At 55.4% G+C, this 26,320-nt stretch carries 18 protein-coding genes; all 18 read left to right on the forward strand.

Going from position 1 to position 26,320, the window contains the following annotated elements:
• Positions 1-4 precede the first annotated feature (4 nt).
• The 18 genes from flgK to HMPREF9163_RS06555 all read left to right on the forward strand — a co-directional run bounded on the left by flgK (position 5) and on the right by HMPREF9163_RS06555 (position 26,228).
• Entirely contained in the window at positions 5-1,741 is a 1,737-nt protein-coding gene (gene flgK / locus HMPREF9163_RS06470; protein ID WP_009440927.1) for a flagellar hook-associated protein FlgK, read from the forward strand.
• A gap of 10 nt (positions 1,742-1,751) precedes the next feature.
• The gene (locus HMPREF9163_RS06475) at positions 1,752-3,101 is read left to right on the forward strand and encodes a hypothetical protein (RefSeq protein WP_009440928.1); all 1,350 of its coding nucleotides are present in this window, start codon (positions 1,752-1,754) and stop codon (positions 3,099-3,101) included.
• 51 nt (positions 3,102-3,152) lie between these two features.
• Positions 3,153-3,737 carry a DUF6470 family protein gene (locus HMPREF9163_RS06480; RefSeq protein WP_037346339.1) on the forward strand — a complete coding sequence of 195 codons (585 nt, stop codon included), beginning with the start codon at positions 3,153-3,155 and terminating at the stop codon, positions 3,735-3,737.
• A gap of 12 nt (positions 3,738-3,749) precedes the next feature.
• The gene (fliW, locus tag HMPREF9163_RS06485) at positions 3,750-4,196 is read left to right on the forward strand and encodes a flagellar assembly protein FliW (protein WP_009440930.1); all 447 of its coding nucleotides are present in this window, start codon (positions 3,750-3,752) and stop codon (positions 4,194-4,196) included.
• Positions 4,196-4,417: a carbon storage regulator CsrA gene (csrA, locus tag HMPREF9163_RS06490; protein WP_009440931.1), complete on the forward strand. Its 222-nt coding sequence runs from the start codon at positions 4,196-4,198 to the stop codon at positions 4,415-4,417. Before fliW ends, csrA begins: the two co-directional genes overlap by 1 nt.
• A gap of 71 nt (positions 4,418-4,488) precedes the next feature.
• Positions 4,489-4,917, forward strand: a complete 429-nt coding sequence (locus HMPREF9163_RS06495) for a flagellar protein FlaG (RefSeq protein ID WP_009440932.1) — start codon at positions 4,489-4,491, stop codon at positions 4,915-4,917.
• 21 nt (positions 4,918-4,938) lie between these two features.
• Positions 4,939-6,576 carry a flagellar filament capping protein FliD gene (gene fliD / locus HMPREF9163_RS06500; protein WP_037346342.1) on the forward strand — a complete coding sequence of 546 codons (1,638 nt, stop codon included), beginning with the start codon at positions 4,939-4,941 and terminating at the stop codon, positions 6,574-6,576.
• Between the two features lie 18 nt (positions 6,577-6,594).
• Complete coding sequence (fliS, locus tag HMPREF9163_RS06505) at positions 6,595-7,011, forward strand: flagellar export chaperone FliS (RefSeq protein ID WP_009440934.1); 417 nt, start codon at positions 6,595-6,597, stop codon at positions 7,009-7,011.
• The gene (locus HMPREF9163_RS06510; protein ID WP_009440935.1) at positions 7,001-7,345 is read left to right on the forward strand and encodes a flagellar protein FliT; all 345 of its coding nucleotides are present in this window, start codon (positions 7,001-7,003) and stop codon (positions 7,343-7,345) included. Before fliS ends, HMPREF9163_RS06510 begins: the two co-directional genes overlap by 11 nt.
• A 266-nt stretch (positions 7,346-7,611) precedes the next feature.
• Positions 7,612-8,940, forward strand: coding sequence for a flagellin (locus HMPREF9163_RS06515; RefSeq protein ID WP_009440936.1), 1,329 nt, complete (start codon positions 7,612-7,614; stop codon positions 8,938-8,940).
• 125 nt (positions 8,941-9,065) lie between these two features.
• Positions 9,066-12,998 (forward strand): glycosyltransferase, encoded by a 3,933-nt coding sequence (locus HMPREF9163_RS06520; protein WP_037346344.1) that lies wholly within the window; start codon positions 9,066-9,068, stop codon positions 12,996-12,998.
• On the forward strand, positions 12,995-14,473 hold the full coding sequence (locus tag HMPREF9163_RS06525; protein ID WP_009440938.1) for a glycosyltransferase family 2 protein: 1,479 nt from the start codon (positions 12,995-12,997) through the stop codon (positions 14,471-14,473). Before HMPREF9163_RS06520 ends, HMPREF9163_RS06525 begins: the two co-directional genes overlap by 4 nt.
• Positions 14,470-17,709: a tetratricopeptide repeat protein gene (locus HMPREF9163_RS06530; RefSeq protein ID WP_009440939.1), complete on the forward strand. Its 3,240-nt coding sequence runs from the start codon at positions 14,470-14,472 to the stop codon at positions 17,707-17,709. Before HMPREF9163_RS06525 ends, HMPREF9163_RS06530 begins: the two co-directional genes overlap by 4 nt.
• Complete coding sequence (locus HMPREF9163_RS06535) at positions 17,706-20,423, forward strand: hypothetical protein (RefSeq protein WP_009440940.1); 2,718 nt, start codon at positions 17,706-17,708, stop codon at positions 20,421-20,423. The genes HMPREF9163_RS06530 and HMPREF9163_RS06535 overlap by 4 nt, the downstream gene beginning before the upstream one ends.
• Positions 20,407-21,873, forward strand: a complete 1,467-nt coding sequence (locus HMPREF9163_RS06540) for a hypothetical protein (RefSeq protein ID WP_009440941.1) — start codon at positions 20,407-20,409, stop codon at positions 21,871-21,873. Before HMPREF9163_RS06535 ends, HMPREF9163_RS06540 begins: the two co-directional genes overlap by 17 nt.
• A complete protein-coding gene (locus HMPREF9163_RS06545; protein ID WP_009440942.1) occupies positions 21,860-22,741 on the forward strand; it encodes a lipopolysaccharide assembly protein LapB in 882 nt (293 codons plus the stop codon). Before HMPREF9163_RS06540 ends, HMPREF9163_RS06545 begins: the two co-directional genes overlap by 14 nt.
• 265 nt (positions 22,742-23,006) lie before the next feature.
• Entirely contained in the window at positions 23,007-25,754 is a 2,748-nt protein-coding gene (locus tag HMPREF9163_RS06550) for a glycosyltransferase (protein ID WP_009440943.1), read from the forward strand.
• 273 nt (positions 25,755-26,027) lie between these two features.
• Positions 26,028-26,228 carry a cold shock domain-containing protein gene (locus HMPREF9163_RS06555; protein ID WP_009656948.1) on the forward strand — a complete coding sequence of 67 codons (201 nt, stop codon included), beginning with the start codon at positions 26,028-26,030 and terminating at the stop codon, positions 26,226-26,228.
• Positions 26,229-26,320 lie beyond the last annotated feature (92 nt).

The following is a 26,320-nucleotide window of genomic DNA, read 5'->3' on the forward strand; positions in this document are numbered from 1 at the left end:
TCATATGCGGTCAACATTTGCCGGACTCAATACGATGGTGCGGGGCATACAGAACAATCAGCTCTCGCTCGATACCACCGGACACAACATCACGAATGCCTCGACGGAAGGGTACTCGCGTCAGCGCGTCGACTCGGCGGCGACGAACTATCAGGAGCGCCCGTCCCTCTACGGCGGGGTCTATGTCGGCGGCGGCGTGGATGTCGTGGCGCTGAACCGCGCGCGCAATATCTACGCGGACAAGCAGTTCTGGTCGGAGAACTCGGCGCAGAATCTCTATCAGACCTACAAGACGAACTATGACAAGGTGGAGACGATCTTCAATGACTCCAAGAAGACGGGCATCCTGAACGCGATGCAGCAGTTCTACTCCTCTTGGGTCAATCTCTCCGACTATGCGAGCGACGCGGCATCGCGTACGGCGGTGATCACGAAGGGCAACAACCTCGTTGACCGCATCAAGACGAGTGCAAAGCAGCTGCAGGCACAGATCAATGCGCAGTACGAAGAGACGCGCATTCAGGTCGGGAAGCTCAATGGGCTCACGAAGGAGATTGCACGCCTCAACAAGAATATCATGCTCGCCGAGACGAACGGCGGCAAGGCGAATGATCTGCGCGACCAGCGCGACCTCCTCGTCGACAAGCTCTCCGAGATCACGAATGTCAATGTCTATGAAGAGGCAAATGGTCAGTATACCGTCGTCTCGAACGGCATGTCGCTCGTGCAGCGCGAGAATACGCTGACCGTCGAGATGAGTGAACCCATCTACAACCAGCAGTACGGCCTCTCGGACTACACCTTGCGCATCAAGGAGGCGGGCGGCATCGGCTATGTCCCGCAGAGCGGCATTTTAAAGGCGCTCTCGGATACGATCGTGCAGGACAAGGGGCATATCGACCAGCTTGCGGACATCTCCGCTGCACTGCTCACGACGTTCAACGACGTGCACAAGCTCGGGGCGGGCATCGACAACGATCCGACCACAGGCCCGACGACGTGGCTGAACTTCTTCGGACAGAACAAGTTCACATCCCCAACAGGTACAACCTACGATCAGATGCAGTACACATGGCATGTCAATACGACGACGGGCGAGCGCTGGATGGAGGCGGCAGGATCTACAATCACGCGGACGGCTGCGGCAGGACCTCCCCCTGAGGTTACCGTAACAGCGACGGTCACAGGTGGGCCGGATAAGCTCAAGTCGATGCAGATCATCAATGCGCTCAAGATCAGTGACGAGCTGACGGCGCAGGGCGGGCAGAACCTTGTTGCCGCGCGCCAGATTGCGGATGCAAACGGGACGAAGGTCGTGCCGACAGCGCTGAGCGGCACGGGCGCGACTTACAAATACAAGGTCTCTGAGATCAACGGTACGGGCGACGGTACGATGGCGGTCGAGCTGAGCAAGCTCTTCAACATCGATCTGGCAGGTACGATGAATCCACGCGGTACGACGCGCGCGATCAGCGATATATCCATCAACCAGTACTACAACGGCATGATGAGCCAGCTTGGTGCAGATGCCGAGAATGTCGACAAAACGCTCAAGCAGCAGGATGATCTCATGACGCAGATCGAGCAGTGGCGTCAGTCCACATCGGGGGTCGACTGGAACGAGGAGCTGACGAATATGCTCAAGTTCCAGACAGGTTACGGTGCATGTTCGCGCGTGCTAACGTCGATGGATGAGATGCTGGATCGGCTGATCAACAGCACCGGTGTCGTCGGAAGGTAAGAGGTGAGATATGGTACGCATTAGCAGCAACTATATGGTGCAGCGCTATCAGAAAGATCTGAACGCGCTCGACTACACGAAGACGAAGCTCATGGAGCAGGGCGACGGCAGCAAACTGCACCGCCCCTCCGACAACTCGGTGGACTACTCGCGCTACCTGCGCTACGATGTCAACGAGGGAGAGAACAACCGCTATCAGGAGAGTGTCAAGGCGGGCATCTCGTGGATGGCTTCGACACAGACGGCGCTCTCGGGCATGGAGGACATCCAGAAGACGTTCAAGGCGAAGACGATTCAGGGCGCGAACGACGACAAGGATGAGAAGGGCGGCGACTGGCCTGCGATTGCACGCGAGATGAAGGCCGGGATCGAGCAGATTATCTCTCTCGGCAATACGCAGCTTGGCGATCGCTACATCTTCTCGGGACAGGCGGATCTGCGCCAGCCGTTTGCAATGTCGAGTGAGGCGGATCTCAAGCAGCGCGGCGTATCGAAGACGCTCGACGACCGTCAGTCGGCATTCTTCAGCAATGCGAGCGATAAGGACAGCGCGGACTTCCTGCATCAGATGCTCTCCCTCAACGGCGACGACGGCAATACCTACTACCTTAACACCCTGACGGGCAAGGTCTATACGAAGGAATTCGTGCAGGACGGCTATAAGGACATGATTGCGAAGGGATATAAGACCGAGGCAGAAGCGAATGCCGCCGGTGAGACGACCTTCGTGGGAAATGTGCCTGCTGCGATCAAGGGATCGACATTCATCAAGGATAATTTTAAGAATACGGGCGAGGTCACGACGGCAGGCTCCGGATGGTCGGCTGCGGTGAACGGCACGACGGTTCGATTCTCCACCGTGCGTCAGCAGATCGTCACCTACAGCGGCGACATGCGCTACATCTCGATGGTCAAGCAGAACGGCTCGACGGAGCCGTCGGCGGATACGGTCAACAAGACGGGGATGGATATCTTCGGACGTGACCTCTTTGATGACAAGAACTCCGGAAACGATCCCTCGGGCACGGCGATGGTCAACAATATGCTGACCGTCTATGCCAAGACAAAGGCGTGCGACGCCCACTGGCTGAGCTCGGACGGCGTGACGCTCGCCGATGTTGCGAATCAGGTGACCCTGCAGGCACATACGGAGACGGGCGCGCGCAGCGGTCTCTATACGGATATGAAGGATATTCTCACGAATCATCAGGAGAACATCACGCGTGATATTACGAATGTCTCGGGCACGGACGTTGCAGAGCTCGCAACGAAGATGATGCAGCAGCAGACGATTATGAGCATGTCGCTCTCGATGGGGGCACGCATTCTGCCGCTCTCTCTCGTGGATTATCTGCGGTAACCTTTTGATTCGTCTTTTATAACGGGAAAATAACGGGAAAGGATGCCCTTTATGCCCATGCTCTATCTCAACGTGCGGCACACGCTTCCGATGATCGGCATGCGCGTGCAGCAGAGTACACTGGACAGCAGTATCAATCAGCCACGCTATGAACAGGAGACGCAGACAGCGCGCTCGAATCGCGGGGTGACGCAGCCGAAACTGACGATCAACACCTACCCGAGCCGTCACAGCTACGGCTATACGAACAATACGGACTTTGCCCGCGAGAATTACGAGCGCGGCATGAGCGAGGTGCAGAAGGGCACCTCGAAGCATACGCAGATGGCGTGGGCGCTTGCCGAGGATGGTCCCAAGCAGGGACGTCAGGTTGGCATTGAGTTCGCAAAGCGCGATATGGAGAATCGCGTGACACGGCAGCGGCAGCTTGTGGCGGCGGCGATTCCCGACCCCGAGATCCACTTCGATGTGGGGCAGGCGGTCGGTGAGCCGACCATCGGGCGGACAACGCCCCACTGGAACACAGAAGGGCAGGCGCGCGTCCAATTCAACCGCGGCAGCATCGAGACCTATCTGCAGCAAAAAGGCGATATACACAGGTGGGTCAGCGAGGGAAAATACGATATCTATGCATGACAGGAGTCATTGATGAAGAAGATTATGACGAGCCGCTTCGGCGAGATTGAGGCGGCAGAAGAGTCTATCATCCATTTTGCAGCGGGCATTCCCGCCTTCGAGGAGGAGCGGGAGTTCATCATCATCCCCTATGAGGAGGACAGTCCGTACGTCTTTCTGCAGTCTGCAAAGACACCGGAACTTGCCTTTCTCATGACGATGCCGCTCGCGTTTTTCCCGGACTATGAGTTCACGATCGATGATGAGGTCGAAGCGGAGCTCGGTCTGACCTCGCCTGAGGAGGTGCTGATCTATGCGATCCTCACGCTTGCGGGCAAGGAGATCCGCGATCTGACGGCGAACCTCATGGCGCCCATTGTCATCAATGCGGCGACGCGTCAGGCAAAGCAGATCGTGCTCGACCGGAGCCCCTACACAACGAAGCACCGTCTCTTTCCCTCTGAGAAGGAGGCTCGGTAATGCTCGTACTCACACGGAAACCAAGACAGCAGATCATGATCGGCGATAATGTCGTCGTCAACATCGTGGAGGTGCAAGGCGACAACGTGCGCATTGCGATTGATGCGCCGCGCAGCGTCAAGATCTATCGCGGTGAGATATACCGGGCGATTCAGGAAGAGAATCAAAAGGCTGCGGCAGCGCCTGCAAACTTTGATCTCAGTGCGTTGCCCAAGAAGTAATTATTATAGCTCAAGGAAGAACAGAGTGGGAACGCCGGATGCGTTCCCTATGACACACGGAGGGGTGCCTTATGACCGTAAAGAATGTTCAGGATGTCATGCTGGCGGCGGTTGCTGTCAGCGGTATGAAGGGTGCGGATACGCCCCATGCGAATGCGTCCGAAGCGCCTGCGCAGGAGGTAAGTCAGGCGCAGCCCGTCGATACGTTTGCCGCAGAGGATGCAAAGGCTCAGGATGAGGCGGCTGCGGAGCAGAAGGAGCAGCATGCGCCGCTCTCTGAGGAGCAGACGGCATATATCACGGAACAGCTCAATGAAATCATGCGCAACATCAATGTTGACCTGCAGTTCCAGTATCACAAAGAGGTGAACTTCATGTCCGTGCGCATGCTCGACAAGAAAACGGGCGAGGTTCTGCGTGAGGTTCCGCCCGAGGCAATGGTAGAGCATATGATCAAGGTGCACGACTGGATCGGCGCCTTCTTGGACAAGACGGCATAGGCGGGGTTGAAGGAGGATATTATGGCAGGAGCAAGAGGTATCTACGGGCTCTCCGGCTCGGGACTCGACGTTGAGTCTCTGGTCAAGGTCGGAATGATCTCGCAGCAGAAGAAATACGATCGCATTTATAAGAAGGAAGTCGAAACGGAGTGGCGCAAGGAGGCCTATGCGAACGTCTATGACAAGGTCAATACGTTCCGCAGCCGTATGTCGGACTATCGCCTGAGTTCCTCGACGAAGCCGATGACGACGACGAGTTCGCTCGCGGATTCTGTCACAGCAACGGCGAACGCGAGTGCGGGCGTTATGTCTCATACGGTCGAGGTCACGCAGGCGGCGTCGAACGCCTACTTTATGACGGCGACGGGGCAGCATGTGGAACGTGCCAATACTGGTGCATCTTCGAGCGTTATGCTCAAAGACGTTGCGTTTGCAGGCGGTACAATGCCGGCGGGCATGGCACCGGGGGACACGGCGCTTAAATTTAAGGTCTCGAACGGAACGGGCTCGGCAGAGGTGACGTTCACTGCAGAGGAAGTCTTCACGAAGAACCTCACGCTGAATGACCTCGCGAACCGCATCAACAATGCCCGCTATACGGATTCGAGCGGCAAGAAGACGGCACTGGATATCCGCGCGGGCTACGACTCCGTGTCCGACGGTTTCTCCCTCTTCAACACGAAGACGGGCGACTCGAACAAGATCAATCTCTCAGTGGATACAACGTCGAGCTCGGCGGGGCATACGACGACGCTTCTGAGCAATCTGAAGCTCGGCTCTGTCAGCAACGGTGCGATCAGCGCACCTGTGGCGTTTACAACGAGCGGTTCGACGAGCTCCCTCGAGGTTGCGGGCACGAATGCGAATGTCAAGATCGACGGGCGCACGTACAATAATCTGCAGGAGAACAATCTGACGGTCAACGGCGTCACCTATACATTTAAGAAGCCGACGGCGGGCGCAGCGACAATCAATGTCGCGCAGGATCAGGACAAGCTCGTCGAGAACGTCAAGAAATTCGTTGAGGAGTACAACGCCCTGCTCGATGACCTCGTCAAACAGTATGGTGACAAGGGACACAAGGACTACGGTGTGCTCACGAAGTCGCAGGAAGACGGCATGACGAAGGATCAGGTCGAGAAGTGGAACGCAAAGGCGAAGGAGGGGCTCCTCTACCGCGACAGCTATCTGCGCTCCATTATCGGCGATCTGCGCGATGCGGTCATCAACCGCGTGGAGTCGGTGCCTGGGCGCTACAGCACACTCTCGTCGATCGGTATTACGGCGAAGAACCAGACGGGGCATCTGCAGCTCGATGAGACGAAGCTCAAGGCGGCGATTGCTGCTGAGCCGGATGCGGTAAACCGTCTCATCTCCTACGATGATGAGAACAACGACTTCGGCAACAACGGCGTGGCCTCGCGCATCTACAACAAGATGAGCGGACGCATGAAGGAGATGGAGCGTCACTCCGGCGTTGCGGCGGATAAGACGGATCTCAGCGAGCTGGGCAAGCTCATCCAGAACTACGAGAAGCAGATGAGCGACTTCAAGCGCATCATGTCTTCCTTTGAAAGCAAGCTCTACGAGAAGTACAATGCGATGGAGGTTGCAATCTCCCGTCTCTCGACACAGTTCAACTTCTTTAATGCACAGTGATGCAAGGGGGCTTCCCATATGATAAATAGTGCTGCGGAAGCATATAAGAAGCAGCAGGTGATGACGGCGACGCCCGAGGCACTGACACTCATGCTCTACAACGGCTGTCTCAAGTTCATCAAGGAGGGCGTCGAGGCGATTGCGGACAAGAACTATGAGGGAGCCAATATTTCACTTCAAAAAGCGCAGAATATCATCTCCGAGTTCCGCGTTACGCTCAACATGGACTATGAGATCTCCCATCAGCTTCTGCCACTCTACAATTACGCCTATGATCGCCTCGTTGAGGGCAATATGAAGAGTGATCCCGCGATCATTGCGGAGGCGACGGACATCATGACCGAGCTTCGCGATGCATGGGCGCAGGCGATGAAGAAGGCGCGTGAGGAGAAAGGTGCACAGGGCATGGAAGGGAGCGGCGTCTATGCCGGATGAATCCTATGAGACGGCGCGCTCCCTCTGGGAGAAGTACCGTGTACTCACGCATGAACTTCTGAAATTCGTGGATGAAGACGAGATTGATACCTTTATTGCACTCGTCGAGCAGCGTGAACACCTTGTCAATCTGCTCAAGGAGCTCCCGTCGGATCCCTACCGCACGGGTATGGAATGGGCGGCATATGACGCGGAGGTTCGTCCGCTCGAGATGCAGATTCAGTACAAGGCGCGCGCATGGCTGAACCGTTCACGCCGTCAGAACGCAGCCGTCCACAGCTACGATCTCACAGGGGCAAGTCCCTTGGGCGGAAATCTCAATCGGCGGTACTAATTCTTTTCTAAAAAAGAGGCGTACCGCCCTTGACAAAGAGATGAAAAAAAAGTAAAATATTTCCAGTCAGATACTTAAGTATGTCCTCATTGCGACGATATACTTTATGTAAGGCGATAATAAGCAAGCGGGGCGGCTGCCATGGATGGCTAGCTAGCAGCCACACAGGATAGACGCATCACTTGCCTATTATACAGCGGGCACGGATGTCCGCACATACATTCAACATTCCGGCACGCCCGGAAACACCAGGGAGGAATTTACACATGGCAATGGTAGTTAAGAACAACATGTCGGCGGTCAACACGCTCAACATCCTGAACAAGAATCAGTCGGCACTCGCGAAGAGCCTTCAGAAGGTCTCCTCGGGCATGAAGATCAACACCGCTGGCGATGACGCTTCCGGCTATGCCATCTCCGAGCGTATGCGCGTCCAGATCCGTTCGCTCGATCAGGACAACCAGAACGCACAGAACGGCAACAGCATGATGCGTACCGCTGAGGGCGCTGTTTCCAGCACGGTCGAGATTCTCAAGACCCTGAAGGAAAAGGCGATCAACGCAGCGAACGACACGAACACGGATGAGGATCGCCGCACGATCCAGAAGGAGATCAACCAGATGGTTGATCAGATCGACGACAACGCGCTTGCAACATACAATGGCAAGTACCTCGTCGATGGCTCGCGCAACAGCAAGGGCGTAGCGACCTGCACGATCCTTTCGAACGGTGCGATGAGCACGGCTTCGAAGTGGAGCTCTGTTCTGACGACTCTTGAGAGCCGCACGAACGAGAGCCTCAACATTCAGTCGACGGATAACATCACGGTTTCCTACGTCCGTCAGGGTCGCACCTACACGACGACCTTCTCGGTCGGCACCACGAATAAGCTTTCTGATATTCTCGCGCAGCCGGCATACAATGGTACGGAGTCGTACGCTGGCACGGATCTCATGGGTACGACGCGTGAGGCAGCGCTGATCGGCTACGACAAGGCGAACAACAGCGTCTACACGGCTGACAACAAGTCCGCCCTCTCGATTGAGGCAAAGAGCGCGGGTACGACCGCCCAGATCTCCTCGTTCACGATCTCGATCACGGACAACACGGGTGCAATCCGCAAGACGGCGAACACCGCTCTCGATGCGTTCAACGAGCGCGTTCGTGCAGAGAACAAGTCCGAGGACAACGCTCTCGTTCTCCAGACGGGCACGAAGGCAAATCAGGCGATCAAGGTCAGCATGACGGATATGCGTTCGCTCGCACTCGGCCTCAAGGGCACGGATGGCTCTGTTCTCAGCGTTCAGACGCAGGACAAGGCAAACGCTGCAATCAACACGATCGAGACGGCTCTCCAGAAGGCTCTCGATGAGCAGGCGAACATCGGCGCTGTCCAGACCCGCCTCAACTACACGAGCTCGAACCTCACGACGGCGTCCGAGAACGTTCAGAACTCCGAGTCCACGATTCGCGATGCGGATATGGCGAAGGAGATGACGAACTACACGAAGAACAACGTGCTGCTCCAGGCTGCGCAGTCCATGCTCGCACAGGCCAACCAGAACAGCTCGGCTGTCCTCTCGCTCCTCCAGTAATTCGCTCCGGCGCATACTTACGGATGACAGGAACCTCTCCCTTCGGGGAGGGGTTCTTTTTCTTTGCTAATTTTACTTATATCGCGTATAATGATTCTTTGAACAGAGATGAAAGGATGTGCGCTATGAAGATCTCCGCCTGCTATATTGTAAAGGACGAAGTCGATGAACTGCGCCGTTCACTTGCCTCTGTTCGGCAGGCGGCAGATGAAATTGTCATTGTTTCGACATGCGGGAACTTGGCGATCGTGGATGCGGCTGATGAATTTCGTGCGCGTATTTATGATTTCCCGTGGCAGAATGACTTTGCTCTGGCACGCAATTATGCACTCGAACAATGTACGGGGGATTTGGCCATCTTTTTGGATGCCGATGAATATTTCTTCCATCCGGAAGACTTGCGCGATGGAATTGAAGCTGCCGTACGTGAGAATCCGACCTTTGATATCATTATGATCTCACTCTGTAATTTCATGACAGAGAACTCTTTCGCAGATGCAATGTTTATATGGAGTCCGCGTGTCCTGCGTATGCCGGGGCTGCACTACGAGGGGATGATTCACGAGCAAGTCATACGCAATGATGGGGCGGAGCGTATACTTGTCTATGGAGATGAGCGCCTTGCTGCCGGACATACAGGCTATCTTACGGAGCGGGGAGAGGAGAAGATTCGCCGCAATATTGCCATGCTTGAACGGGATGCTGCCCTTCATGGCTGGAAGGCAATGCATGCCTTTTATTTGGCGGATTGTTACTTCGGTCTGAAAGACTATGCGAAAACCCTGGAGTTTTCCAAGGCGGCTCTGCAGGAAGATGTCGTCTTCATTGGGGAAGAGAGTAAGATCTATCATCAGATGATTGAGTCCATGCGGGCTCTGCATTACTCGGATGAGGAGATGTTAATACTGGCAGAGGAGGCTCTTGCAAAGTTTCCCAATCTGCCGGATTTTTATGCGCAGCGAGGGATGATTCTATGCGGGCTTGCGCGCTATCAGGATGCGGTGGATAGTTTTGAGGAAGCATTGCAGCATTACGACCATGATTTTTCTGCAGTCCATGATTCATCATTCTTTAATCACTCTGCTGCAGCCCTTGTGGCAGGTCGAATTGCGCAGATTTATAAGCATTTGGAAGAGCCGGAAAAGGTGAGTGTTTGGTTGGAGAAGGAGAAGTCCTATATGGGTGAGCCTGCAGGGGATGCCGGGAAGGATAGGCTTCAAATTACAGCATGCTATATCGTGCGCAACGATGCTGTTCATCTGACAAAGTCCATTGAGAGCCTATGTGATGAAGTTGATGAACTGATTGTCGTTGATACGGGCTCTTCTGATGATTCTATGCATGTAGCAGAGTCTTTTGGTGCGACTGTATATCATATCCCGTGGGCAGATGACTTTGCGGCTGCGCGCAATGCGGCACTTTCCCATGCAGCGGGAGATTGGATTGTATTTATTGATGCGGATGAATACTTCTCCGCAGAGACTCGCACACATTTGCGCGCCGTGATAGAACAGGCTCATGCTGAAGATGGAGAGGCGCTTCTGGTACCATGGCATAATATTGATGAAGCGACGGGGGAAGTCCTGCTTGACTCCTATGCGCCGCGCATCTTTCGCCGTCGAGAGGGGCGGCACTATGTCGGGAGGGTTCATGAGGAACTGCGGGATGCGGACGGGACAGCTCCGCCTTCCCGTATCATTGCGTCGGAGATGCTGACACTTGTGCACACAGGCTATTCTGCCACCTTGACACGTGAAAAGGGGGAACGCAATCTGCGACTCCTCCTCGAAGAAGCGAAACATACAGAGCATCCGGAGCGCTGCTGGCGCTATCTTGCAGAGACGTATGACAATCTGGATGATGAACGGATGGCGGAGCGCTATGCTCTTCTTGATATCGCGCTCGGGCGCCGTTCTGTTGTCTATGCGAGCAGCTGTTGGCGCATCCTTCTGCGCATCTATGGGGGGCAGCCCTTGCTCAGAGAAAAATATCTTGCCGTTGCGGAGCGGGGCGCCAAAGAGTTCCAGGAACTTCCCGAAATGCACGCGGAATATGCCGAGGCTCTGGCGGCATTTCACCGCTACGAGGAGGCAATCGCGGCGGCGGAGACTGCTCTTGCAGCAAATCCACCAGAGACAGGGACGGATCGTTCGCTCTTTACGGCGGAGATGTGTGCGGAGATACGGCGACGGGTTGGCATCTGGCATCATATTGCAGCAAGAGCAAAGGTGCTGCGTATTTCGGCTGCAGTATTTGTGCGCGACGATGCACGAGATATGGAAACATGGCTTGCAAATACGGCTGTCTATGCGGATGAACGCATTGTCATCGATACGGGATCGCAGGATGGGACGCGCGCGCTTGCTGAAAAGGCAGGAGCGAAGGTCGTTGATTTTGCGTGGCAGGATGATTTTGCAGCTGCGCGGAATGCTGCCATCAATGCGGTGAGCGGAGATTGGGCAGCCGTATTGGATGCGGATGAGTCCTTCTTTGACCCGTCGGAATTGCGTGCCTATCTTGCAATGGTGGATGTTATTCTGCCCCATGTGGATGCCGTGCTCCTGCCGATCGTGCATGTGGATGAGGATGCGAATGAACACGAGACGGGTCGCGCGCCGCATGTCCGCCTCCTGCACATGGGGCGCGGTCTCTTTTATGAGGGGCGCGTACATGAGGCGCTTCGAAAAGAAGACGGGGAGCCTGTTCTCTATCATGAACCCGTGGCTCTCTCCATCCGCCATGTGGGCTACTCGTCGGGACGAATCCGTGCCAAGCATGAGCGGAACCTTGCTCTGATGGAGTGGAGGATTGCAGAGGCGGGGCTTCAGCCCGGTGACTGCCGCTATCTTGCCGATACTTATTACGGACTTGGACAGTATGCGGCGGCTCTCGTATACGCGCGTGCCGCCCTGGAGGAGAATTTGACCTCCATCGGCGCACAGAGTCATCTCCATCATCTCCTCTTGGATGCAATGGAAAAGGAACATGTTCCGCTTGCGGAACAGATTGAGACGGCAAGGGAGGCATGCCGCACATTCCCACAGCTGCCCGATTTTTATGGGCGCTTGGGTCTTCTACTTGCGGCGCGCGGGGATGGGGCTGCGCTGCCTGAGCTGACACGTGCGCTCGAACGATATGAGAGCCCTGCGGATGAGAGCGGGGAGGCCTCTGAATTTTCCGCATGGGCGGGTGCAGTATCTGCTGCGCGCGCGCGCCTCCTGATGGAGATGGAGGACAATGCTGCGGCAGAGGAGGAAGTCTCGCGTGCGCTTGCGTTTGATACGGCGCGTGAAGAGGCTCTGGATGTCTATGTGGAGCTGCACGCCTCTGAGGATGCGGCGAAACTTTTGGGTGCTCTGCTCGAAATGCTCGGCGAAGATCAGGAAACGCTCGGCTATCTCATGCGCTTTGCGGACAGCTACGGCTGGCTTGCGCTTGCGGCGGCGGCGCGTGCGGAATTCTCCCGCAGGACGGGGCGCACTGCCCCCAGTCCCGCAGTCTATGAAACGGCACGCACCCTTGCGCCGGAGGAGCTGGGCAACCAGGTTGTCGGTTCGTTGGCTGAATATGTGCGTGAAATGCCAGAGATCTTGCTGCGCTTGGAGCGTGATCGGAATGCGGAGAGTCCGCAGCTCTATCATCGCCTGCGTGAGCTCCTGCCTCAGTCCATGCGGACATTTTGGCGGCATTACGATGAACCGGATGCGGTGGCGCTACCTGAAAGCAGGGAGGGCTATGACCTCGTGAGGGAGGCATTTATCCACCATGCAGATTCTGTGCAGAGTGAGCGTTTCCTGCGCATATCTGCAGACTATGACGTAGCGTGTCTGCGCTCCGCCGCGGAAGGCTTCGTCAGAGCAGAGCGCTGGGAGGGGGCGCTCATAGGATGGGCGCTTCTTACTGCGCAGGAGGGAGAAACAGCGGACAGCATCTATGGGATGGCTTTTGCCTCGCTGCAGCTCGGTCTGCGCGCAGAGGCGGAAAAGCATCTGGCACGTGTACTTGTGCTCGATCCCATGCACCGGCAATCGAAGGAATTGATGGAGCTGATACAATGAAGATCTCGGCGTGTGTCATCACGAAGAACGAGGCGGAGAATCTGCCGCGCTGGCTCAGATCCATGCGTGTCTTTGCCGATGAGATGATCGTGGTCGATACGGGATCGACGGATGCAACGGTGGAGATTGCACGCATGGGTGGGGCTCAGGTCTTTCGTTTTGACTGGATCAATGACTTCGCCGCAGCGAAGAATTTTGCGCTCGATCAGGCGACGGGGGACTGGGTGGTCTTTACCGATGCGGATGAGTATTTTACCGAAGAAAGCGGACCGCGCGTGCGGCCGCTGATTGAGGAATACGATAAAAAAGAGAAGATGGACGGATTTATCGTACATCTCGTCAATATTGATATGGATACGGGTGCTCTTATGGGGACATCCGCCGAGGTTCAGCGTATATTCCGTCGTGCGCCGCATATCCGCTTTGTGGGGAGCATTCACGAACATGTGGAGAATCTCAGCGGTGATGTGGGGCGAGAGATGGCAATGGCGCCGGGGCTGACGCTCTATCATACGGGCTACTCGCCGCGCATCATCAAGCAGAAATCCAAACGCGATTTGGAGCTGCTGCTTGCACGGCGCGCGCGCGGTGCGCATAAAGAGCTCGATGAATATCATCTGATGGACTGCTATTATACGTTGGAGGATTATCCGCAGGCTGCGCACTATGCACGGCTGGCACTGGACAGTGAACATCGCCCCGTGGGCTCGGAGGATCGCCCGCACGCTATCCTCCTTCAGTCGCTGATTCTGATGAAAGCGGCAGATGCGGAGATCACGGCAGTCTATGATGCTGCACGGGAAGTCCTGCCTGAAAAGGCAGATTTCCCTCTGATCTACGGAACTTATGCGTGGGATCAGGCATATTTTACGACAGCCTGCGCGGCATATGTAGAGGGAATCCGTCTGCACGAGGACTTCTATCGCGAAGGGGATTTTTCCGGCGTTCTTGCACCGACCGCATATGTGCGGCTCGGTGAGGCCGCTGCTCTGTGTGGACATATGGAGGAGGCGCTGCTGCTGCATGAACGTGCCGTGCGTATGAATCCTCACTGCGCGCCGCTGCTTGGCACATTCATCCGCTTGCTCGACCGTACAGGGGCGGATGATGCGACGGTGATTGAGGTACTGAACGGGATCTATGATAAGAATGTCGATGCTCAGCTCCTCGCTGCCGTGTTGGGAGGAACCTCGTTTCGTCTCGCAGCGCTTTACTATGACCACCGTGCAAATGTCCACTTCTCCGAACGACGGCGTTTTTTGCTCGCGGGGGATGTGGGCTCTGCAGCGGCAATGCTTGTGGAGGATATGGAGCGCACGGCAGCGGTAGCTGCGGCCTGTGGGGCAGGATTTTCGCCTCAGCAGCAGGGCGCGCTTGCACTTCTCCTGCCGGACTCCTGTAGGGAAAATTCTGCAGCACCCGAGGCCGCGCGCATGCTGCGGCGTATCGGTCGGCTTGCAAGAGGGATGAAATGACAATGGATCAACTCGAGGCTCTGCGCGAGCGCATCTATGCAGCGCTTGCATGCGGAGATGAGCGGGCGGCGCGGAAGGGCATCAAGAAATTGCAGCGGTACGCCCCTGCAGAGGCAGCCGGACTTCTCACGGCACTTCATATTGAGGCGGGGCGTGCTGACGCGGCTCTTGCGGCGTGGCATGAGCGCGCAAAACATGCACCCCATGATCCCTATACGGACTTTCTGCGCGCGCGCATATATCTCTTGGAGGGCGCACGATGCGCGTCGCTGGAGGTGCTCGAGCCGTTGATCGATGCGCCCATGCCTACGGAGATCGCGGAGAAGGTATATAATCTCGCGGGGCAGTGTGCGCGCTTCCTTGGCCGCGCCGCGGAGGCGGTGAGCTGCTATGAGCGGGCGCGCGATGCCGCTCCCGACCTTGCGCTCAAGGCGCTCAATGCGAGCAATGTGCTCTTTAACAGGCACTATCTTCCTGCGACACTGGAAGAGGACAGGGGGGCAGCGTCGGAATACGGCGCACTCTTTGCGACGGTGCGGCAATTCGACCACACGGCACATAGGCGCGGCAGGCGGCTGCGGATTGGCTATCTTTCCCCTGATGTGAGGGAGCACGTTGTGCTCTCCTTTTCGTATGCGCTGATGACGGCACTCGATCCCGCGCGTTTCGAGGTGGCCGTCTATGCGCTGAATGCGGAGGATGCCTATACGGAAAAGGTGAAGGCATCTGTTGAACACTTCCGCAATCTCGCGCGCCTTTCGGCAGAGGAGGCGGCGCAGGTCATCTGCCGCGATAAGATCGACATCCTCGTCGATCTCGCGGGGCATACGGCGGGCAGGACGCTGCCGATTCTCGCATACCGTCCTGCGCCCGTGCAGATTTCGGGCATTGGATATTTTGCCTCAACAGGTCTCTCGACGGTGGATTACTTCCTTGCGGATCCGATTCTTGCGGCGGGGGATGCAGAAAAGGGCTTCGTGGAGGAACTGCTCGTCCTTCCGCAGACACATTTCTGCTGGCAGCCGCTGCACACGGCACCTGCAGTCGACCACGCACCTGCGACGGGACGCAGTATCATTTTCGGCAGTTTCAACAACTTCACGAAGCTGAATGATGAGGTACTGCGCGCCTGGGCGGAGATTCTGCACCGTGTGGAGGGGAGCCGCCTGCTCCTCAAGGCGGATGTCTTTTCTTATGCAGACGCACGTGCGGAGGTCATGCAGCGCATTGAGGCGGCAGGCATTCCGCTCGTATGCGTCGATACGGAGGGGGCGTCGCGGGATTATCTCGCAGCCTACAATCGCATGGATATTGCGCTGGATCCCTTCCCCTATCCGGGTGGCGGGACGACCTGTGATGCGCTCTACATGGGTGTGCCTGTGGTGACGATGAGGGGGGAGAGCCTCGGCAGCCGCTTTGGTGCATCCCTTGTCGAGAATATTGGCGCGGGGGCACTGATCGCGCAGACAACAGAGGAGTATATTGATCGCGCTGTTTCTTTGGCGCGCGATACGGAGCTGCTCGACGCACTGCACGCAGGGCTGCGCGGGATGATGGAGACCTCTCCTGTCATGGATGTGGCAGCCTACGGTAGTGCCGTAGGAGCGGCGTATGCGCAAGTTTGGGCAGCGTATGCAGAGCGTGCGTCGCTGTTAAAGTCCTCCTCCATTCATGACGATAGTATGAGTATGGATGTCAAGGTGCTGAAGAACCGTATTTTTAGAGCCCTTGAGGGAGAGCACTACGCCGAGGCACAGGCGTGTACAGAGCATGCTTTTGCTGCAGGCATACAGGATGACATGCTCTCCTATCTTCATACGTATGCGATAGAGAGACAGGGCGATCTGCCGCGTGCGATGGAACTTACAGAGGAGTATCTGGCGACGGGGCGCACGGATCTCCGTCATGAGTTCATGCGACTGCGCGCCGCCGTTGCCTATCGTGTGGGCGATGTGCGGGCAGCGGAATACTACAAATGTGCCTATGATGAGGAGCCGTCCGATATGGGGCTCTACAGCTCGTTCCTGCTCGCACAGAATGCGCAGGCTGTGGACGCGGACGAACTCTTCCGCGCGCATTGCGCATATGGCACACTGTTTGCAGATATCCCGTGCTATACATATGCTGCGCCCTATCAGCACGGGAAGATCCGCATTGGCTACATTTCTCCTGATTTTCGTCGCAATGTCCTGCAGCATTTCGTGCAGCCGCTGCTGACGGCGTATGACCACGCGCACTTCGAGGTCTATGTGTACAGTACGGCAGAGAACCCGGATGAGGTGACGGCGGCACTGCGTCCCTATGTCACTGTGTGGCGTGATCTGGCTGAGGATCCGCCTGAGAAAATTGCCGCGCGGATTCATGCGGATGAGATTGATGTACTCGTTGACTTGGCGGGTCATGCGTCGGGCGGAGCGCTTCCCGTGCTCGCGCGTCGGCCTGCGCCTGTGCAGATGATGGGGCTTGGCTATACAGCGACCTCCGGGCTTGAGACCGTTGACTATTTCCTGACAGATGGATTTTGCGATCCTGTTGGTGGTGTAAGCGAGCGCTACTTTACGGAGAAGCTCATCCGTCTGCCGAGCCAGTTCGTCTACGTGCCGCGTGCAGGGCTTCCTGCTCCAACGGGAACGCCTGCAAGACAGCGGGGGCATATCCTCTTTGGCGTATTCAACCAGTACCGCAAATTTACGGATGAGATGCTGCTCCTCTGGCGCGAGATCATGGAGCGTATGCCGACGTCGAAGCTGCTGCTGAAATCTCAGATTTTCTTTGCGCCTGCAATGGTGGAGGCGGCACGCATGCGATTGGAGCGGCTCGGATTCGACCTCACGCGCGTGATTCTGGAGCCTGCAACGACAGATTATATGGAGCGCTATCTCGATGTGGACATTGCACTTGATACGTACCCATGGCCGGGCGGTGGCACGACCTGTGATGCACTCTACATGGGCGTGCCCGTTGTGACGCTGTACGGGGAGCGACGCAGTACCCGCTTCTCCTATGCGCTGCTGACGCATGTGGGGCTGGAGGAGCTGGCGGTGCAGTCCTCTGCGGACTATGTGGCGTATGCCGTCACTCTTGCGGGGGATCTCGACAGATTGGATCAGCTGCATATTGGCTTGCGTGCGCGCATGGAAGGCTCTGCAATTATGGATCAAGAAGGCTATATGCGCGCATTGGAGCGCGCGTATGTGAACGCGCTGAAGGATTGGAGCGCAGAGGAGAGGCCATGAAGAAAAAGAAGAAACAAGCACACATAACAAAGGTGCTTCAAACCTCGCGTAAGATCCGTCTCGGCTATCTCTCCTCGGACTTTGGTACGGGGCGCACGCGCGATCTCCTTCCCGCATTTTTTTTCTGGTGTGATCGCGCGCGCTTTGACATTTATGCCTATCATACGGGTGTGGAAGGGGATACAGCATCCTTCGCCAAGAATGCGACACTGCGGGAGATTGGCCATCATAGCCCGCAGGAGGCGGCAGAGGAAATCCAACGGGATAAAATCGATCTGCTCGTCGATCTCTCGCTGCGCATGCCCGATGATCACATCCGTTCGATCATGCAGCTGCGTCCCGCTCCATATATTGTTTCACTTGCTGCAGACTGTCCCAAGGAGCTTGCAGAAAGACTTCCATCTGTCGAGGGGGAAAAAATCTTCTCCCATTGTTATACACCGTTTGAGCGGGTGCAGCACTATACCTACCGCCCCCCCTTGCTTGATACGGGGGTTCCGAGCATTGGTGTTGCCGGTGAGCTGAAGCGGGATGAGGCGGAACAGTTTGTGACGCTTGTCGTAAAGCTCTTACAAGATGTGCATGTCGTTCGCCTGATCTTGCCTGCACGCGTTGCAGAGGGCTTATCGGAGGAGGATTTTGCTCGGATTGCAGAGGCAGGTTCAGAGGATGCTGTGCTCGAGCTCGTGGATGAACTGCCCTATGAAGTACTCGATCTTGTAGTCGGTGTGGATGTTGATCTCGTCGATGTTTGTCGAGCGGCTGACCATGGAGTCCCCCTTCTAACAACAGAAGCTTCTGTATGTGGTCATCGTGCTCGGATGTTGCTGGAGAAGCTGGAGCTCATACCTGCATACAATGGGGCGGAGCTTGTTGCAGAAATTGGCAGACTTCTGTCCGATCAGTCACGCCTCTCAGAGTTCCACGAATGCCTGCATTGGCGGCTTTTGGATCTCTTTGACGGAGGCGCTGTCATGTTTTCCGTGGAGCGTGCCTATTCTCGTGTTTTTGCACAGATGAATCAGGAGCAGGGCGCTGAGATTACAAAGACTCTCTTGGATGCTGCCTCCCGCGAGGACTGGGAGACGGTTCTCTTTGCGGCTCATGTACTGGACGGTATGAATCAGCTGGAAGCGGAGCTGCGCATGAGTCTTGCGTGGGCATATTATTTTCTAGGGCAGGGAAGCCATGCCGGACGGTGGGCTCTGGCAGCAACGGGACTTGCGCGGGATCGTGAAGCGGCACGGCTCTATCTGTCCGTCATCAGCAAGAGCCCGCCTGGGACAGGGCAGGAGATCTATGAACGCGCACGTTATGGGCTGCGGCTCATTGAGGAGGGGCTTCCCGCTGTGCCGGAGGTTCGGGCTGCACTTTTAAAGGCCTGCATGATCTATGCGGGGCTTGTGCAGGGGGGAGAAGCTGCCTCGACGTACACGAGGCTTTACGCGATGCAAGCTGAGAAGACAGAAATGCACCGCCTTTATTATGGTGCAAGTCTCTTTCATTTGAACGCAGTGGATCTACCTGCTGCAGAGGTCTACCAAAGAAGCCTTCATTATGGGGAACTCTTTTCCGATGTGCAGCCGTATTCTCACATGGGGCGACGTAAAAAGGAAAAGATCCGCATTGGTTATATCTCGGGAGACTTCCGGCAGCATGTCATGCAGTACTTTATTTGGCCATTCCTTGCGGGTTTTGATCAGGGCTCTTTTGAGGTCTATGTCTATAGTTTGGGGGAGCCGGATCAATTTTCGCAATTCTTTCAGACGCTTGTGACATGCTGGCGTGATCTCTCGGACTGCAATATGGATATGGCGAAAATTGCGGGAAAGATCTACCGGGATGAGATCGATATCCTCTTTGATCTTGCGGGGCATACGGCAGAGTCGGGGCTCGCTGCGCTTGCGTGGAAGCCCGCGCCCATCCAGCTCTCGGGGCTTGGCTATATGGCGACGACGGGGCTGCCTGCCGTGGATTATTTTGTGACCGATCATTACTGTGATCCGGAAGGGGGGGGCAGCGAACAGGTCTATGTTGAAAAATTACTGCGCCTGACAAGTCAATTCTGCTATAATGGTTATACGCATCTGCCCGCCTCAGATGGGGCACCCGCACGTCATCGGGAGTATATTCTGTTTGCCTCATTCAATCAGTACCGCAAAATACGAGATGATATGCTTGTGGCGTGGCGTCAGATCATGGAACGTATACCGAATTCCCGCCTGCTGCTGAAAAATTCTGCCTATCAGCAGCCCGGCGTTGCAATGACGGCATATAAGCGGCTAAAGGAAATGGGCTTCGATATGAGTCGTGTAACCTTCGAGCCTGGGACAAAGGACTATATGATGCGCTATCTCGATGTGGATATTGCGCTTGACACATTTCCTTGGCCCGGTGGCGGGACGACCTGCGATGCGCTCTATATGGGCGTTCCTGTTATTTCTTATTATACGGAGCGCCACAGCACCCGTTTTAGCTATAGTATCCTTGCCAATATGGGGCTTGCCGAACTTGCCTCTGAGCGTATGGAAGACTATATCGAAACAGCAGTGGCTCTTGCAGGTAATCTGGATCTTTTAGATGCCCTGCACAGGGAGCTGCGCCCTCGTATGAAGGCATCGCCTGTCATGGATCAGGAGGGCTATATTCGTGAGATGGAGGAATGCTATCGTGAAATCTGGGCACAGTGGCAAGCGCATGCAGAATCCATTTGAACGCGAATTTGAGTGTGTGAAGCGGGATGCAAAGGCTGGACGAATGGAGGCTGCCCTGCATCGTTTGCAGAAAATGGAGCAAGAAGATTTATTCCCTATGGAGCGACGCTGGGAACTGCATGAGCTTATGGGGCAGATACTTTTCTTGTTTGCCGATTTGAAGGCTGCACTCCCGCATCTGAAGCTTGCGTGGGAACTGCCGCGCACAGATCATGGTGCGCGTCTGGCGGCGCTCAGCAACTATCTTATGTACCTCCACTATATCGAAGGTGTGACGAATGAGGAGATGCGGGCAGCACATTCCTCATATGCAGAAATGATGGGGACGCTGACTCAGTTTTCACATGGGAAGAGACGGCGAAAACGCATCAGGGTCGGTTACCTCTCGCCGAATCTCACAGATCACATTGTACTGAATTTCGCAATCCAGCTCTTTGCTTCCTACGATCGTACACGTTTTGCTGTTAGTCTCTATGACGTTGGGGGGCAGCATTCGGAGGTGACGGACTGGGTAACAGGAATGGCAGATCGCTATGTCGATCTTTCGAAATTTACGCCTGCGGAGGCGGCACGTCGCATCCATGCGGATGAGGTGGATATCCTCTTTGATCTTGCTGGGCATTCAGCAGGAGGAAAGACCCTGCAGATTGCGGCGTATAAGCCCGCACCCGTGCAGATTTCGGGGATTGGCTACTTCAATACGACGGGACTCTCTGCGATGGATTACTTTCTCGGCGACGCAATTGCTGATCCGCCGGAGATGGATGCACTGTTCACAGAGCGGATTCTGCGGCTGCCCGAGACGCATCTGTGCTTTACCCCCTCCGAGCGCTTTCGGGCATACGAGCAGCTGCAGCGTGCGCCGCATACGCCCGTTGTATTTGGCAGCTTTAACAATTTTGCAAAGATCACGGATGAGATGCTCACATGCTGGAGCGAGATTCTGCGCACCGTGCCGACAGCACAGCTTCTCTTAAAGAATGTCCATCCGCGCGCGGAGACACTGATCCGGATGCGGCAGCGTGCAGAACATGCGGGCATCGATCTCGCACGTTTGGAGCTTCGCCCCGGCTCGAAGGATTACCTTCGTGATTATCTGGATGTGGACATCATCCTCGACACCTACCCCTATCAGGGGGGGGGGACGACCTGCGAGGCACTCTGCATGGGGCTTCCCGTCGTGACGATGGCGGGCACGCGGCATGGGGCACGCTTTGCCGTGAGCCTGCTGAAAAATGCGGGATTGGGCGAACTCATAGCAGAGAGCCCCGCAGCATATGTGGAGCGTGCCATCGGGCTGGCAAATGATCCGGAGCTGCTTGCTGCTCTGCACACGGCAATTCCGCGTATGATGCGGGCATCCCCTCTGATGGATGGAGTTCGCTATGTTCGTGCTGTGGAGGCGGCATATGAGATGATATGGGAGCAATACCTCAATGAAGAAGCGTAAGCAAAGCCGTGCAGAGCGCACGCGCAGAAAGCGTGCGCGGCGGGAAGAAAAACGTAATGCGAAAGGGACGATGACGATGGCAGAGAAGAAAATAGCAACGGTCGAGCAGATTCGTAAACATATGGAGAAAAAGGAGTATGCGGGGGTAATCAACGCCTTTGCGGACATGTTGGAGCAGGGAAATCCGCCAGAGGAGTGCTTTGGGGATGTGGCGCGCGCCTACTTCGAACTCGGTGACTATACACGCGCGGCGAGCTGGGTGACCACGACGCTCTCGAAGGATGCAGGTAATGTAGAAGTGCGCATTCTCTTGGGTCGTATTTGCCAGCGTGAGAAACGCTCCGATGATGCCCTCAAGCTTTATGATGCTATCCTGCGTGCGCATGGCAATGCTCTTTCCAACGAGCAGCGCGACGAGATCAAACGGCTTGCGGGGCTGGATGCGCGCCTTGCTCTGGAGAAGACACGTACGGAATATCCGCATCTGGCAGCCCTCTTGGGACTCGGTGAGGCTCCTGTCAAGGAGAGCTCTCCTTCCGCACCCGCCGCAGTACAGTCTGCGAAAGCTGAAGTTCCGACCATGGATGCAGAGAAAAGGGCAGAGGAGATCCTTGCGAAGGAAATCCGTCCCGTGGAAAAGGTGGAGGCACTCAACGCCTTTGCGGGTGCCGCATATGTCGCGGATGACTATGCGAGTGCAAAGACTCTCCTTATGACAGCACTGCGTCTCGACCCGGGCTGTGATGTGACGCTCCGAAATATGGCATTGCTTCTCCACGATATGGGAGAACAGGAGAAAGCCCTTCAAGTTGTGGCAAAGATGCGTCAGACAGACTTTATGCTTCTGCGTTCCTTAAGGAAGCACTGATAAATTCAGCGCCGCCATCTTAGCGCATCTTTTTTGCCCGCACTTCGTCGGCAAATCCTCCACAGAGCACCACTCTGCATCCGGTTTGCCTCCTCGTTCGGATGAAAAATCTACGCCAATCTGACGGACTTCATTTTATCAGCGATTCCTTAAAATCATGACCACGATCAGAAGTGCTGTGGCATATAGAAGGTAGAGTCTCGTTTGCATCAGGTTTTTGAGGCTTGTTATAGATCTGTAGTGAAATGAGGAGGCTGTGTTATATATGCAGCAGCAAAGTCTGAATGTCATTCTTGCAGCAACCGAGGACGGACGCTATTTATCGGCGTCGGCGGAGGCTGCGATTAGTGTATGCCATGACTGCGGCGTGAACGCTAAGTTCATTGTGGTTGCTTCTGCGTCAAACGCCTCCGTCGTTCGAGAGAAGCTTTCTGCTTGGCCTGAGATAGAGGTTTTGTTGAGCAATACAACCTCTCTTGGGCAGCTTTATAACTCTGGAGCAAATGCCTCTGCAGGGAAGATTCTGCTCTTTTTGCGGGAAGGTATCCTTTTGGAAAAGGATGCCTTACAAGCGTTGCTCAACGCGCTTGTACTCGACGAATCTATTGCTGCAGTTGGGCCATTTACGAACCGTACAATCTATTCATGGCAGGATCTGAATGCTGCACATATGCAGGAGGGGGAGGAATCTCCTTCGGCGTGGCTGCACAGACGTATCATAGGCCCGACGGACAGCGTCTTCCTTGAGAACTTTATGCTGCTTATGAGGCGTAGTGTTTTTGAGCGGATTGGGAAGTTTTCTGTGGATTTTGAAGGGACAGGCGGAGAGGACATTGATCTCTCGTTCCGTTTAAAATGTGCGGGCTATCATTTGCTGCGTGTGCCCGTCTATTTGCCGCATGCAGGTGCAAAGCTCTATGATCTGCTTGCTGTGGAGCGCACATCGTCACGTCCGCTGCTTTTAGAACGCTGGGGGCTTGATGTCGGTGTTCCCGAAAAGCTGTGGACGGATGTGCTGATGGCGATTGACTGGCAGCAGGGGGCGGCGCTGATTCGGGCGACGTGCCGCAGTGCGCTTCTGTCTGCTCCGCTTGTCAGCATCATGATCCCGACGTACAACCGTCCGGAATACTTTCGTGAGACCTTGGAGAGTGCCTTGTCTCAGACCTATCCGAACATCGAGGTGATCGTCTGCGACAATTCTACGGATGACCGCACGGAAATGCTGATGCTGGAATATCAGAATGATGTGCGTGTGCGTTATATTCGGAATAAAGGCGCCAAAACAAAGGCAGAGAACTTTATGCCGTTTGAGCATCTGGCACAGGGAGAATTTTTACAGTGGTGCATGGATGACGACATTCTCCTGCCGGATAAGATCACGCAGATGATCGACGCCTTCCTGTGTGAACCGTCGGCTGCTCTTGTCACATCTGTGCGCGGCGTCATTGATGGAGATGGGGGCTTCTTAGGGCTGTGGCAGGACGCACCGCCCATCCATGGAACCTATGGCTGCTTCCCAAGGGATGCTGTCGGGCGTGCGATCCTGATGGATCATGCCAACTTCTTGGGGGAACCGTCTGCTATCCTCTTTCGTCGGCGTGATCTGACACACCATTATTGGCGTGCAGAATCGCGGGGATATGAAACAATATCTGATTGTGCCATGTGGTTGGAGCTCCTCGAAAAGGGAGATGCAGTCATCTTTGGCAGACCGCTCAGCCTGTTTCGTCAGCATGGCGGGCAGGAAGGTCAACAGCCGCATGCGATTGTCCTTAGCCGTGTCGAATGGAGACGTCTCATTGAGGACTACTGGCGGCAGCGTGTGTTTTTGACGGACGAAGAAGATTATCGATATGCGCTGAGAAAGTTAGAGGAAGATCGCGAGGAGATCGCAGCACTGCTCCCTTGCGTGTCCGCCGCATTGCGTCAGGAATATGAGGCCACATTGCCCAATATTCATATCATGTTGATGAATCGCATTGAGGGATGCGCGTCAATTCGATTGGATGCACCTCTGAAGCAGCTGGAAGCTCGTAGCCTTATAACTTTGGGCGGGTGTGTGAATGTGGGCGATGTAGAGATTGATCTTCGGGATGTTGGGAATCAGCATGATAGTATTCTGCTTTTGGAGCGCTCTAGGATTGAATGCCGATCGGATCGAAAGCAGCTGCTTTTAGCCCTTGCAGAACGGGGAAATATCCTCTTGCAGGAGTTTGACGATCATCCTGGTATCTCGAAGAAAATTGTGCAGGATGACTACTTCACGTTCCGTGCGGTCTCTGCCGTGCAGACGTCGACGCAATACCTGGCGGATTTTCTGCGTCAGTTTAATCCCTATGTCTATCTATTTGAGAATCAGCTGGAATCGCTGCCCGAGCGTCGCACGTATGACGCACAGCAGAAGCGTGTAACCATCTTCTTCGGTGCGCTGAACCGTCGTCCGGATTGGGAGCCGCTGATGCCGGCGATCAATGAAGCGATCCGACGCTATGGAGATCGGCTGTACTTCCGCGTGATCTCTGATCATGGCTTCTATGAGGAACTTCGGACGGAGGCGAAGGAGTTTGCGGGCGGTATGCGAGACGCCTCTATCGTAGCTCCCTATGAGCGCTATACAGCGGCTCTGCACGCTTCGGACATTGCGCTCCTGCCACTCCGCGATACGGAGTTCAATCGTGCCAAGTCCGATTTGAAGTTCATCGAGTCGGCAGGACACGGCGCTGTCGCGCTTGCCTCCCCGACGGTCTATGCGGGGACGGTACGCGATGGAGAGACGGGGCTGATCTATCACAGTCCCAAGGAGTTTGCCGAGAAGCTCGATCTCCTCATACAGCGTGCGGATCTCAGGCGCACGCTCGCGGAAAATGCTTACCGCTATGTTGCGAAACATCGCCTGCTCGACCAACATCTGGACGAGTACATTGCTGCCTATCGGGAGATGTTCACACGGCGCGAGGAGTTCGAGCAGGAGCGCCGTCGGCGCATGGAAGAATTTTTCCCGAATTTATAAAAAATTGCGGATGAGATAGCCTTGTTATGAAGGTTGAATCATCCGCATTGTTCTTTATTTGACGTAGACTTAGATGGATTTTCTCATACCGGCGACAGAATCAACATGATTGCGACAAATGTCAAAGAGCATGAATACTTGTTTTTCTCATCGTTTCATGTTATCCCATTGACAGTAATACATACGGCTCTTATAATAAGAAGAAGCATACGTGCGAGACTGGAGAAATACTGTATGCAGGCAGATTTCTCTATCAGTGAAAGGAGAGCCGACATGACGGGCAAAGTGAAATGGTTCAGCGCGGACAAGGGATATGGATTCATCTCCCGCGAGGACGGCGACGATGTGTTCGTACACTTTTCCTCGATCCAGGGCGAGGGATACAAGACCCTCAGCGAAGGTCAGGAAGTTGAGTTCGAGATCGTCGAAGGCGCGCGCGGTCCCCAGGCGGACAACGTGGTCAAAAAGGAATAAAAACAAAGGTTTGAAAAGCCCGGCTTACACAGCGGGCTTTTTCATTTGCGCGGAAATAAAGGAAGCACTGATAAATTCAGCACCGCCATCTT

It is taken from the genome of Selenomonas sp. oral taxon 138 str. F0429, from assembly GCF_000318175.2.
In the GTDB taxonomy this organism is placed as follows: domain Bacteria; phylum Bacillota; class Negativicutes; order Selenomonadales; family Selenomonadaceae; genus Centipeda; species Centipeda timonae.

Excerpts from the sequence above, each read along its gene's own strand:
- flgK (WP_009440927.1), top strand. The coding sequence starts at position 5 with ATGCGGTCAACATTTGCCGGACTCAATACGATGGTGCGGGGCATACAG.
- HMPREF9163_RS06475 (WP_009440928.1), top strand. The coding sequence starts at position 1,752 with ATGGTACGCATTAGCAGCAACTATATGGTGCAGCGCTATCAGAAAGAT.
- HMPREF9163_RS06480 (WP_037346339.1), top strand. The coding sequence starts at position 3,153 with ATGCCCATGCTCTATCTCAACGTGCGGCACACGCTTCCGATGATCGGC.
- fliW (WP_009440930.1), top strand. The coding sequence starts at position 3,750 with ATGAAGAAGATTATGACGAGCCGCTTCGGCGAGATTGAGGCGGCAGAA.
- csrA (WP_009440931.1), top strand. The coding sequence starts at position 4,196 with ATGCTCGTACTCACACGGAAACCAAGACAGCAGATCATGATCGGCGAT.
- HMPREF9163_RS06495 (WP_009440932.1), top strand. The coding sequence starts at position 4,489 with ATGACCGTAAAGAATGTTCAGGATGTCATGCTGGCGGCGGTTGCTGTC.
- fliD (WP_037346342.1), top strand. The coding sequence starts at position 4,939 with ATGGCAGGAGCAAGAGGTATCTACGGGCTCTCCGGCTCGGGACTCGAC.
- fliS (WP_009440934.1), top strand. The coding sequence starts at position 6,595 with ATGATAAATAGTGCTGCGGAAGCATATAAGAAGCAGCAGGTGATGACG.
- HMPREF9163_RS06510 (WP_009440935.1), top strand. The coding sequence starts at position 7,001 with ATGCCGGATGAATCCTATGAGACGGCGCGCTCCCTCTGGGAGAAGTAC.
- HMPREF9163_RS06515 (WP_009440936.1), top strand. The coding sequence starts at position 7,612 with ATGGCAATGGTAGTTAAGAACAACATGTCGGCGGTCAACACGCTCAAC.
- HMPREF9163_RS06520 (WP_037346344.1), top strand. The coding sequence starts at position 9,066 with ATGAAGATCTCCGCCTGCTATATTGTAAAGGACGAAGTCGATGAACTG.
- HMPREF9163_RS06525 (WP_009440938.1), top strand. The coding sequence starts at position 12,995 with ATGAAGATCTCGGCGTGTGTCATCACGAAGAACGAGGCGGAGAATCTG.
- HMPREF9163_RS06530 (WP_009440939.1), top strand. The coding sequence starts at position 14,470 with ATGACAATGGATCAACTCGAGGCTCTGCGCGAGCGCATCTATGCAGCG.
- HMPREF9163_RS06535 (WP_009440940.1), top strand. The coding sequence starts at position 17,706 with ATGAAGAAAAAGAAGAAACAAGCACACATAACAAAGGTGCTTCAAACC.
- HMPREF9163_RS06540 (WP_009440941.1), top strand. The coding sequence starts at position 20,407 with ATGCAGAATCCATTTGAACGCGAATTTGAGTGTGTGAAGCGGGATGCA.
- HMPREF9163_RS06545 (WP_009440942.1), top strand. The coding sequence starts at position 21,860 with ATGAAGAAGCGTAAGCAAAGCCGTGCAGAGCGCACGCGCAGAAAGCGT.
- HMPREF9163_RS06550 (WP_009440943.1), top strand. The coding sequence starts at position 23,007 with ATGCAGCAGCAAAGTCTGAATGTCATTCTTGCAGCAACCGAGGACGGA.
- HMPREF9163_RS06555 (WP_009656948.1), top strand. The coding sequence starts at position 26,028 with ATGACGGGCAAAGTGAAATGGTTCAGCGCGGACAAGGGATATGGATTC.